The following is an 11,069-nucleotide window of genomic DNA, read 5'->3' as shown; positions in this document are numbered from 1 at the left end:
GGAACGCGCGATCGCCAACACCGATCGCGCGTCGTCAGAAACCCTGTCCTAGAGGAATTTCCGTAACTTCCCCGAACCAACGAGATCGAGTCATCCGGTATGCTAGGGATAGAGGCTTGGCAGCCCTCACCCAAAAATCTATGACCACTCCATCCCAACTCCACGAACTGGCTCGCCAGGGGAATCCCAAGGCGATTTCCGCACTGTTAAACCAAGAATTAAAATCCGACGGACTTCGATCGAAGACGGCGTTAAAAGAAGGGTGCTTGCACGTCGTCCTCGAATCCGATGACAGCGTTCCCGATCGCGCTAGATGTCTCGATGTAGTGCGCGTAAAAGTCGTCAACTTAGAAATCGAAGGGGTCGATCGCGTGCGAGTTTACGGTCGTCGCAGCGGCGAAGACAAGGTGGACTGGAATCAAGAGTTCGCCGTGGCCGTTGGCGGGTACTCCAACCTTCTCTTTTCCCATTCTCACGGTACGACGGGGTCTCCCGAGATGGATTTCCCTTCTCCCACGCCGACACCGCCGCCACCGAAACCGAAATCTCAAAAACCAGGTTCTCACATTTTCGTTGGGGTGGCGATCGTCGTTGCGTTGATTCTGGTGACAATCGGCGGTTTCGTCCTGTTACAGCAGTTTTCAAACGATTCGGATACGTCAAACGATACGTCAGACGTTGAGAAACGGTGGTTCGGATACGCGGCGATCGCGGACTCGAATCGGCGATGCAGCGTTTGTAGGTTTCGCCGTGGGTGCGCCACTGCTGACCTGGAAAATCGGGAAAACCGACCAGAAAACAATTGTCCTCGTCTGACCACTGGATGACCATTTGATACTTGAGTTTACTCGCCATTTGGGTTTTCCTCTATCCTGTACGCCAGAACTGACCGCCACAGACGTTTGTAACGGGTTCTCGAATCTCATACCCTGAAAAAGAATCGATATTGAGTTCAGAACCGATGACAGACATTCCAACACCCCTTGTTTCCGCCGATTGGCTGGCGCAACACCTCGGCGATCGCGATCTCGTTATTGTCGATTGTCGCTTTTCTCTGGCCGAACCGGAACTCGGACATCAGAAATATCTCGCCTCGCACATTCCCGGTGCGTTCTACCTGCACCTAGAACGGGATTTATCGAGTCCCGTAGGAAAACGCGGCGGACGCCATCCCCTCCCCCACCCCGACGAATTGGCGAAAAAGTTGAGTGCGATCGGGATTACCACCTCAAAAACCTTCGTTGTCGCCTACGACGACTCGAAATTTGCTTTTTCTGCCCGAGTTTGGTGGCTTCTGCGCTATCTAGGACACGATCGCGTCGCCATTCTCGACGGCGGACTCACCCACTGGTTGGCCCGAGGCTACCCCGTCACCACGGAATTACCCCAACCCCGACCGGGACAGTTTCAGGCGCGTCCCCGTTCCGAATCGGCGATCGATCTCGAACAACTGAAAGCCTGCAAAGACTCGCCGAAGGTGCTTCTCGTGGATTCCCGAGACGGCGATCGCTACCGTGGCGAACGAGAACCCATCGATCCCGTCGCCGGTTCGATTCCCGGTTCAGTTAACCTTCCCTGGAAAACTGTCACCAGCGACGACGGCTTAGCGCGATCGCCCCAGTTCCAACGTCAGCTTTGGCAGGACTTCGACGATACCGAAGAAGTTATCGTCTACTGCGGTTCTGGCGTCACCGCCTGCGTCAACATCCTCTCTCGCCATATAGCAGAACTCCAACCCGCCAAGTTATACAATGGGGGTTGGAGTGAATGGTGTCGAGTCGAAAACTCGATTCAAACCTTCTTAGATGGAATCGAATCAGATTGATATCGAAAAAAGCGGGTAACGCGATTCGAACGCGCGACATTCACCTTGGCAAGGTGACGCTCTACCGCTGAGCTATACCCGCAAAACCGCTTTGCAAACTGCTTGTGTTTGCTTGCGTATTATCTATATTTACACAGTTGTTGGAGAGTGTCAACCTTTTCGGGAAATTTTTTGGATTTTCCCCGTAAGGTGCGTGACTCGGACAATGTCGATCGTGAGACCGATCGATCTGTCACGCACCGCCCCCACAGGCACATGATGAGGAGATGATGGGATGAGGAGGTGAGAAGTTGGCTGTTCACTGTAAAAAGTGTGTGACGCGGCGGGCCAACGGCCAACATCGATCGGACAACCCACCATCTTTTTCCACCCGCGTCACGACACCCTACAGCTCGTCTATTCTCCCGTCACCGAGAGTCCGTCTACCCAAATCCGGGGACAAACGCCGCCGGGAGTGACTTCGGCTTCGGGTTCCACGTAAATAATCGACTTCAGCAGCTCGCGGATGTCTCCGGCGATGGTGGCGGAATCGACGCTGATTTTTTCGCCTTGGTTCACCAGCCAACCGTCAAAGGGAAGCGAAAACGACCCCTGTAAAGCGTTAACGCCCGCGTGTAACGCGCTGAGATCGTCGATTAGGATGACGTTTTCGGCGGTGTCGAGGCTGTAGCTGTCTGAGGGAGTCGAGGCGGCGAAAACATGGTAAAAATCGGGGCTGACGCTGACTTTCGCGCCCATGTTGGCGTGTCCCGTGGGTTGGGCGTTCATGCGTTTCGCCGTTCCCGCACTGTGGAGAAATCCCGTCAACACCCCGGCTTCGATGAGGGGAACCCGTCGCGTCGGGGTTCCTTCGCCGTCGAAGTAACTCGGCGTCACGTTCTCCGGATGTAAGGCGTCGTTGAATACCGACAGCAGCGGCGAGGCGATCGCACTTCCCAAGGAATCCGCTTTCGACAGGCTGCGGTTGTCGAGAATGCTTTGGGCGTTGTACAGGTTGGAGAAGGCGTTGAGAAGGCTCAAAAAGGCTTCCGGGGAGAAGACAACGCGGTATTTCCCGGTTTTCACCTTTTGATAGTTCAAATGGGAAATCGTCTTTTCCGCCGCCTCCTTCAAGCAACCTTCCACATCTAAACTATCTAAACCCACGTTGACTTTATAAGCCCCCGCCGAACGGGGTTTTTTCCCTTCCTGTTCCGTTTTGCTGTAGAGATACACCGAGGCGACGGAGTGAGCTTCGTGGCGAAGTGCGCCCTCGCTGTTGAGATAGAAGCGATCGAGATCCCGTTGGGCTAAGCCGTTGTAGGGAACGCTGGCGATCGCCGGATGTGCTTCGAGAAGTTGTTTTTCCAAATCCACGAGGCGATCGATCAGCGTCGAAACTTCTGCTTGCGGGGCGCAAACGGTGTTCGTATTTTCGATAGGTTTCGTCGCTTCCGGGCTGAAATCGGGAATATGTTCTTTCGCCCCGAATTCGCTGGCTTCAGCGGCGGTTTTTAACGCCAGTTCCAACCCTTGAGCGTTGGTGTCTGTCGTGGAAGTAATTCCAACGGTGTTGTTTCCGTTCCACACGCGCACCGTGACGCTAGAACGATTGGAAGCTTTGACTTGTTTCGGTTCGCCGCGATCGACTTGAACGCTAGTTTCGTCCACACTAGAACCGTAAATATCGTACTTTTTCACGCCGATTTGAGCGGCGATATCTCGAACTTGACTGGCGAGGGTGTTAATGTCTGTCATCTTGCGTTGAACTGGTAATCTGAGCTGTGATTTTAGGAATCGAACAACAAAAGGGAACTGTCAAGGGCGATATCGGGAAATGCAGAAACTGCGATGCGATCGCCCCTTTTCACAATTTGGGAACTTTGGTATTTCCCCTCAATGGGATTTCGATACACTTCAATTCGATTGGCGTTGGTGTCAACGATCCATACTTCGGGGATTTCCGCGAGGGCGTAACGGGGAAGTTTTTCCGTGCGATCGAATTCCAACGTGGTATCCGACACTTCAACCACCAAATATACATCGGATGCTAAAACCCCCGTTTCGATGTAAAAATCTTCGCGAGGAGGTAAAAGAACGATATCCGGTTGCGGTTCGGAATAATCGTTGAGAACGACGGGATTCTGAATATGGACGATCGCTCGAGTTCCAAACTCGCGCATCAACCAATTAGAAATGCGATCGACATACGCCGCGTGTCGTCTTCCAATCGGACTCATTTGAAGAATTTCCCCATCCAGTAATTCCACCCGTTCGTCTGGGTGAAGAATTCCTACTTCGCCCATGCGGTGATACTCGCCCACCGTTAACTGACGGTGTTTTATCGGATTGAGAACCTTAACTTGAGTCATCGAAATTACTCCTCAAACAGAAGTGTATTCAACTCAATTTCTCGATTGGAAAACGCCAAAATTGAAAGGCGATCGCCCCGGTTGAGAATTTGGGAACTTTGGTATTTCCCCTCAATGGGATTTCGATACATTTCAATTCGATTGGCGTTGGTGTCAACGATCCATACTTCGGGGATTTCCGCGAGAGCGTAACGGGGAAGTTTTTCAGTGCGATCGAATTCCAACGTACTCTCAGCAACTTCAACAACCAAATATACATCCGATGCTAAAACCCCCGTTTCGATATAAAAATCTTCGCGAGGAGGTAAAAGAACGATATCCGGTTGAGGTTCGGAATAATCGTTGAGAACCACAGGATTTTGAACGTCGATAAACGTTCGAGAACCCAATTCATCTTTCAACTGATTTGCAATCCGAAGTACATACGCCGCGTGTCGTCTTCCAATCGGACTCATTTGAAGAATTTCCCCATCCAGTAATTCTACCCGTTCGTCTGGGTGAAGAATTCCCGCTTCCGCCATGCGATGGTAGTCTTCCACCGTCAACAGGCGAACTTTTATCGGATTGAGAACCTTAACTTGAGCCATCGAAATTACTCCTCAAATAGAAGTGTATTGGCTCTTCTGAACTTACTATGCAAAAAATAGCTGAAACCCTTACAGGGAAGGAGTTTTCACTAAACTGTATAAAAAGGGTACTCAAATCGCGAAATCCCTTTCCAGATCGAGGCTACAGGCATTTACCTCACATACCAATGTCGGAAGAGCCAGTGTATTTAACTCGATTTCTCGATTGGAAAACGCCAAAATTGAAATGCGATCGCCCCGTTTTAGGATTTGGGAACTTTGGTATTTTCCCTCGACGGGATTTCGATACACTTCAATTCGATCGGCATTGGTGTCAACGATCCACACTTCGGGAATTTCAGCAAGGGCGTAACGGGGAAGTTTTTCCGAGCGATCGAACTCCAACGTACTCTCAGCAACTTCAACAACGAGATATACATCTGAAGCCGTTGGAAGAGCGTCGTAATAGTCATTCTCGCGAAATCGTAAGAGCATCACATCCGGCTGAGGTTCGGAAAACTCGTTGAGAATAATTGGATTTTGAACGCTGACGCTTGCTCTCTCACCAAACCATTGGATAAATCGTTTAGTGATTCGATGAACATACGCCGCGTGTCTCGCTCCAATCGGACTCATTTTCAGGATTTTTCCATCGAGTAATTCCACCCGTTCGTCAGGGTTAAGAATTCCCACTTCCGCCATGCGGTGATACTCGTCCACCGTCAACTGACGCACGTTGAGAGCCATCTTCAACTTCCCTCAAAAAATCCCGTCAAAACCGTGGGGCGGGCGACCTAAAGAGGACGCCCAAACCAACTGATTTATCGACCGCCAACCGTAATCGAATCGACTTTAATATGGGGTTGTCCCACCGTAACGTAAACGCTACCGCTGACAGAACCACAGAAACCCGGTGCCAATTCCACATCCTTAGAACACATAGAAATCTTGTTCATAATTTCCGTCGCTTCTCCGATGAGAATTGCCCCTTTCAGCGGCTTCGTAATCTTGCCATTTTCGATAAGATAAGCTTCCTCAACACCGAAATTAAACTCACCCGTGGGGCCGACACTTCCGCCCCCCATGCGTTTGCAATAAATACCTTTGTCCACCGACGCGAACAAATCTTCTACCGAATAATCGCCCGGTGCAATGTAGGTATTCCGCATTCGAGAGGCAGCGGCGTAAGTGTACCCTTGACGGCGACCGCTTCCCGTGCGTGGATGTCCCGTCCGAACCGAACCCGCCCGGTCCGATAAGAAGTTTTTCAACACGCCGTTTTCAATCAACAGCGTCCGTTGGGCGGGCATTCCTTCATCGTCCATATCGATGGTACCGAACTCGCCGTCAGACAGTCCTTCGTCCCACGCCGTCAGACTTTCGTGGGCGATTTTCTGACCTTTTTTATTTAAAAACGGCGTCGTTTCCCGCTCGATTTGTGTCGTTTCGAGGAGGTGTCCGCAGGCTTCGTGGAAAATCACGCCGCCGAAGGAATTCGCCATGATAATCGGGTATTGTCCCGACTCCACGTAATCGGCGTACATCATGGTTCCCGCCGCTTCAGACACTTCCTCGGCGGTGGCGTTGTAGTCCCAAGTCCGCAGAAACGCGGGGTTGCTGCTTCCGCCGACTCGTTGGCTGATGGAGGAACGGTTGTCGCCGTCGGCGCAAAGCAAGCTGTATCCGACGGATTGCGTCAGACGGATATCGCGGGCGAACACGCCATCGCTGGCGGCGACGAGGACTTCTTGCCAATCGCGGAAATACGCCGCCCGTCGGGATTGTACGTGAGAGGCTTTGCGGCTGAGGGTGTCGTTGGCGGCGAGAAGAACGTCGCTCATTTCCCGCATGGAACTGCAATCGGCTAACCAGCCTTCTTTATTTTTGCGGGTGGCGTAGTCCCGCAACAGTTCCAAGTTGATGTCGGGGATGTAGGCGTTGGAACCCGGAAGACTCAAGCCCATGATGGACAAGCCTTTTTCCAGGGCGGCTTTCAAGCCGTTGAAGGAGAGGTCGTTGGTGCTGACGTAGCAATCGGCTTTTCCGCGAAATACGCGCACCCCCGCCCCCGTGGAGAGTCGGGGCGAAATGCTGGTGATGGCGTCGTCTTCCGCCATGCAACTGATGTAGTTGGTGCGTTCGAGGAAAAATTCGATGAAATCTGCTCCAGCGGCGCGTCCGAGTCCCAGTAGAATCGAGAGGGGGGTACGCCAGGTTTCGTCAAAGCGATCGATGGGGGCGTGGTGTGAGACTGTGGGAAGTCCTTTTGTCAATAACGCGGTGGGTGGCATATATAACGTATTTCGTCTGATTTCACGATTCCTTAACCTAGTGTAACGTTTCTTGACAGAAGCGAAGGGTGAGAGTTGAGAGTTGTGAGGGGGGCTTGAGGAGCGATCGCAAACGATTTTGGGTTATTTGAGTTTTGATTTTTCTACAGGGCTGGTTGCCAAGTCCCTAAGAACCTTACTTAATAAATGCAAACAAACCGTCTCGATCTATCTTTTCGATCTTATATGTAAAGAAAATATAAATTTTGTATGATTTTGTTACCTTATATCGATACAATCAAGCGTAACAATATAAATAGTCAACAAAAACAAATGAGTGTAAAAACCTTGTTCTTAATACTGGCTGGACTTGCATTCATAAACCTTGGAATTGCCATGCTGGATCTACAACTATTTGTTTCTAAAACTCGCTCCATTCAAAATTGGAATACTCTAAAATACTTTAAAACAGTCATTCGTCGTCATATGTATCAAACACTGATACAGATCGGTCTTCTCAGCTTACTGAATATTTTGGGGATCTATGGTATCATAACTGGAAAATTAAGCCTTGTTTTTGTATTAATCGTTTAAATAGTGTTATGGGCTTTGTCTAAAACAGGTAAGGCAACGGAAGAAAAAGCACGCTCTCTCAAAGCTAAAGATGAAAAGCTCGAAAATAAGTATCGATCGATTTGCAAAACATGGAGAGAAAAGGCTTTTCCAGATTTCTAGTCAAGATTCGGGAATCGATACAATTTCGGCTCTTCTGAACTTACTGTAGGGTGCATCTAAAAAATGTAAATCTACACGAGAGAATAGGAATTTCAGCCTCAAATCCTCATGTTTTTGCAAAAGCAGAGATGCACCCTTTATTGTATAAGAAATCGCTGAACGTCATACTGGGCGAAACTTTCAGATAAAGTTACTCAAAAGGGGTTGAAAACCGCGAAATTCACTGTCAGATGAAGATTACAACATTTTACCCTACACGCCCGGTTCGGAAGAGACACAACTTCTTTTATTTGTTCGTTACAAATCGAAAAAATGAATTTTATTAAAATTCGGCTATTTAACAAACTGGATTTTATGGCTTCATTCTCAAGCCAGTTAACAGTTCTAAGTTTATTCGCCGCTCTTTTTTTTACAACAAGTTTAACAAGTTGCTCGAATTCTACCGAAGCTACTTCAGACGTCTCATCAAATGTCAAAGTCGAAAACAGCAAAACACTGCAACCGTCAGCAACCATAAAATCCGCACCAACTCCAACTTCAACCCTCACTTCATCCCCCGATGTTGTCGAATCTAGTGTGACGCCACCATCCCTCTTGGAAACGAGTAGAACTCGCGATGAAACAGCATCCAAACTCGATCTATCGTCGTCTATGCCTGAATCTGAATCCAAACCCAAAATCGCTAACGCCAACGTCGGTTGGACTCGTAACTTATCTCTCGAAGGCGTTGCTTACGATATTTACGTTCCCGAAAACTACAGCAGCGATTTAGCCTGTGCGGTGATGCTTCCCGGTTGGAATTTCGACAAATCTCGTTGGATCGACGAGACCAATTTACAAGCTCTCGCCGACGAATATGGCTATATTTTGCTGTTGCCGCAAATGGGACAAACACTTTATGAAAGTGCCTATTATCCCGAAACCGAAATGCGATGGCATCCATCTATCCCCGGCGGCGAATTTATGAGACGATATTTCATTCCCGCCATGCAGCAACGACATGGATTGTTAGTTCCCAGTCAACACAACACGTTAATCGGTCTTTCGACGGGAGGTCGAGGCGTCGCGTTAATTGCATTAGAAAATCCCGGCTTATTTGTAGCAGGAGCGAGTTTTTCGGGAGATTTCAGTCAAGACAATATGACGGACGATCGCCTGATGACGGCGGTATATGGAGACTATCACCTATATCCCGAACGTTGGACCGGACGCGATAACCCCCAACGTCGCGTTTCTCAATGGCAAATGCCGTTTTATTTATCCCACGGAACCGCTGACGATATCGTTCCCGAATCGCAAAGTTATCGGTTTTATCAAGCGTTAGTCAGTGCGGGGTTAGGAAAACGCGTTGAGTATCACGCGGTTGAAGGGGCAGGACATAATTTTGCATTTTGGGGAAGCCAATTACGTCCTGCGTTTGAGTTTTTCGAGCGTTTTAGACAGTAATTACGAGATCGCCCACAACACTAACGGCAACGTGACGAACGCCATCAACGTCGAAACCATCACCACTCTCGCCGTCCGCACCCCGTCCCCACCAAACTCGTTTACCATTAAAAACGAACTCACCGCCGCAGGCATCGAACTCTGTAAAATCAACACTTGTCGATCGAGTCCCGTTAACCCCAACGCCGTCGCCACGATAGAAGCCACGATCGCCCCACCCAGGAGACGCAACAAACTCGCCGCCCCTTCATACAGCGTGACCCGGACTTTTGCACTGGCGACTTCCATTCCCAGCAACAACAACGCCATCGGAATCGTACCTTGGGCGAGAACGTGCAACCCTTCATCGAGTTTGAAGGGTAAATCGAAGGGTAACAGTCGCAGCAACAACCCCGACAGCATCGCCCAAATTAGCGGCAACTTCAGCGTAAAGCGAATCGCGTTGGCAACACCGCCCCCTTTCAGAATCGCCGGCCCTGTGGAAAATACCAATATGCTACAAATAATCAGAACCACCACGGCGCGATCGAGTCCCGCCTCGCCAAAAGCAAAAAACGTCACTGACAATCCCATATTCCCCGTGTTGGGAAAGGATGTCGTCGCGACGATGCTTTTTTGAACCGTGGGGGAAAACTGCAACAGCCGCCCCAATCCCCACGACAGCATACACAGTAGAACGTAGACGAAGGTAAATCCCAGGAACAACCCGGCTGCGTTTTCCGCCGTCAGGGGCATTCGGTAAATGGCATCGGCGACGAGGGCGGGAGAAAAGACGAACAGCGTCAGACGGGAAAGGGAGGCGCGATCGAGATGTAGGGTTTTCTCGACGAAAAAGCCGATCGCGACGATGCAGGCGACGGGAAGAACGGCGGATAAAATAGCACTCATGGCAGTTGGCGATTTACGATGGCGTGGTTTCAGACAGATACTTGATGCATTGTAAGGAGCGATCGAAATGCAAAAAACGCCGATTTCTGAGAAACCCAACCTCCCCCAACCGCCGGTTTTCGAGACTGTCGCCGAGGAACGCCTCCACCGCAAGCAGCGACTCGCCGCCGCCTTTCGCCTCTTCGCCCGCTACGGTTTCGATGAAGGCGTCGCCGGACACATTACCGCCCGCGATCCGGAATTTCCCGATCGCTTTTGGGTGAATCCTTTCGGAATGTATTTCGGACAGATTTGCGTGTCTGATTTGCTGTTAGTCAACGATCGCGGGGATATCCTCGAAGGCGATCGCCCCGTTAACGCCGCCGCTTTCGCCATCCACTCCCAAGTTCACGCCGCCCGCCCCGATATCGTCGCCGCCGCCCACGCCCACTCGCTTTACGGGAAAACTTGGTCGAGTTTGGGTCGTCTCCTCGATCCGCTGACTCAAGACGCCTGCGCCTTTTTCAACGACCACGCTCTCTTTGACGACTATACTGGAGTCGTCCTCGATCTCAGTGAAGGACAACGCATTGGGGAAGCCTTGGGCGATCGCAAAGCTGCCATTCTCCGCAATCACGGCTTGTTGACGGTCGGACTTTCAGTAGACGAGGCGGCGTGGTGGTTTATTACGATGGATCGGTGTTGTCAGTCGCAACTGGTAGCGGAAGCGGCGGGAACTCCCGTGGCGATCGATCTCGACACTGCCAAACTCACCCACAGCCAAATCGGAACCCCCTTTATGGGATGGTTTAGTTTTCAATCTCTCTATGACAAAATCGTTCGCGAAGAACCCGATTTACTCGGTTAACCTCACATTCCGCACTTCAACTTGTAGTACGCCAAGTAGCACGAGAAGGGGATGAAATTAGTCGGGAGTTGGTTAGGGATTAAGACCGAGAAAAAAGAAAAATTCGGGTAAAAATGACATCTTAGAGAAAAATCGGTTGAG

11 protein-coding genes, 1 tRNA gene and 1 pseudogene are annotated in these 11,069 nt (G+C 50.3%); 4 read left to right on the top strand and 9 right to left on the bottom strand.

Annotated features, from left to right (window positions below; translation table 11 throughout):
* Positions 1 to 720: 720 nt before the first annotated feature.
* Positions 721 to 855, bottom strand: a pseudogene (locus tag POG22_RS16970) (type II toxin-antitoxin system HicB family antitoxin); the annotation flags it as partial.
* Positions 856 to 961: 106 nt separating this feature from the next.
* Between POG22_RS16970 and POG22_RS16965 the strand changes: the two are divergent.
* Complete coding sequence (locus tag POG22_RS16965) at positions 962 to 1,825, top strand: sulfurtransferase (RefSeq protein WP_498906559.1); 864 nt, start codon at positions 962 to 964, stop codon at positions 1,823 to 1,825.
* A 10-nt stretch (positions 1,826 to 1,835) separates the two neighbouring features.
* On the opposite strand, the gene POG22_RS16960 is transcribed toward POG22_RS16965, so the two are convergent.
* From POG22_RS16960 to POG22_RS16935, 6 genes are all read right to left on the bottom strand, one after another.
* Positions 1,836 to 1,907 (bottom strand) — tRNA-Gly (locus POG22_RS16960).
* A 314-nt stretch (positions 1,908 to 2,221) separates the two neighbouring features.
* Positions 2,222 to 3,562 (bottom strand): TldD/PmbA family protein, encoded by a 1,341-nt coding sequence (locus tag POG22_RS16955; protein WP_498906558.1) that lies wholly within the window; start codon positions 3,560 to 3,562, stop codon positions 2,222 to 2,224.
* 32 nt (positions 3,563 to 3,594) lie between these two features.
* The gene (locus POG22_RS16950) at positions 3,595 to 4,176 is read right to left on the bottom strand and encodes a Uma2 family endonuclease (protein ID WP_498906556.1); all 582 of its coding nucleotides are present in this window, start codon (positions 4,174 to 4,176) and stop codon (positions 3,595 to 3,597) included.
* Positions 4,177 to 4,181: 5 nt separating this feature from the next.
* Positions 4,182 to 4,763: a Uma2 family endonuclease gene (locus tag POG22_RS16945; RefSeq protein ID WP_498906555.1), complete on the bottom strand. Its 582-nt coding sequence runs from the start codon at positions 4,761 to 4,763 to the stop codon at positions 4,182 to 4,184.
* 111 nt (positions 4,764 to 4,874) lie between these two features.
* Positions 4,875 to 5,489 (bottom strand): Uma2 family endonuclease, encoded by a 615-nt coding sequence (locus POG22_RS16940; protein ID WP_498906554.1) that lies wholly within the window; start codon positions 5,487 to 5,489, stop codon positions 4,875 to 4,877.
* Between the two features lie 74 nt (positions 5,490 to 5,563).
* Complete coding sequence (locus POG22_RS16935; protein WP_498906552.1) at positions 5,564 to 7,033, bottom strand: TldD/PmbA family protein; 1,470 nt, start codon at positions 7,031 to 7,033, stop codon at positions 5,564 to 5,566.
* A 249-nt stretch (positions 7,034 to 7,282) separates the two neighbouring features.
* Between POG22_RS16935 and POG22_RS16930 the strand changes: the two genes are divergently transcribed.
* Positions 7,283 to 7,606: a hypothetical protein gene (locus POG22_RS16930; protein WP_498906550.1), complete on the top strand. Its 324-nt coding sequence runs from the start codon at positions 7,283 to 7,285 to the stop codon at positions 7,604 to 7,606.
* Positions 7,607 to 7,941: 335 nt separating this feature from the next.
* Here the strand turns inward: POG22_RS16930 and POG22_RS16925 are convergent, their stop codons facing one another.
* Positions 7,942 to 8,379, bottom strand: coding sequence for a hypothetical protein (locus POG22_RS16925; protein WP_498906548.1), 438 nt, complete (start codon positions 8,377 to 8,379; stop codon positions 7,942 to 7,944).
* 19 nt (positions 8,380 to 8,398) lie between these two features.
* On the opposite strand from POG22_RS16925, the gene POG22_RS16920 reads away from it, so the two are divergent.
* Complete coding sequence (locus tag POG22_RS16920) at positions 8,399 to 9,193, top strand: prolyl oligopeptidase family serine peptidase (protein WP_498906547.1); 795 nt, start codon at positions 8,399 to 8,401, stop codon at positions 9,191 to 9,193.
* Here the strand turns inward: POG22_RS16920 and POG22_RS16915 are convergent, their stop codons facing one another.
* Complete coding sequence (locus tag POG22_RS16915) at positions 9,194 to 10,081, bottom strand: AEC family transporter (protein WP_498906546.1); 888 nt, start codon at positions 10,079 to 10,081, stop codon at positions 9,194 to 9,196. It abuts the gene before it with no gap.
* A 67-nt stretch (positions 10,082 to 10,148) separates the two neighbouring features.
* Between POG22_RS16915 and POG22_RS16910 the strand changes: the two genes are divergently transcribed.
* Positions 10,149 to 10,928, top strand: a complete 780-nt coding sequence (locus tag POG22_RS16910) for a class II aldolase/adducin family protein (protein ID WP_498906544.1) — start codon at positions 10,149 to 10,151, stop codon at positions 10,926 to 10,928.
* The last annotated feature ends 141 nt before the right edge of the window (positions 10,929 to 11,069 follow it).

This window comes from Geitlerinema sp. CS-897, assembly GCF_028368005.1.
Taxonomy (GTDB): Bacteria; Cyanobacteriota; Cyanobacteriia; order Cyanobacteriales; family Geitlerinemataceae; genus Baaleninema; species Baaleninema simplex.
The sequence above is the reverse complement of the archived record's forward strand: the minus strand, read 5'-3'. Positions and strand labels throughout refer to the sequence as shown.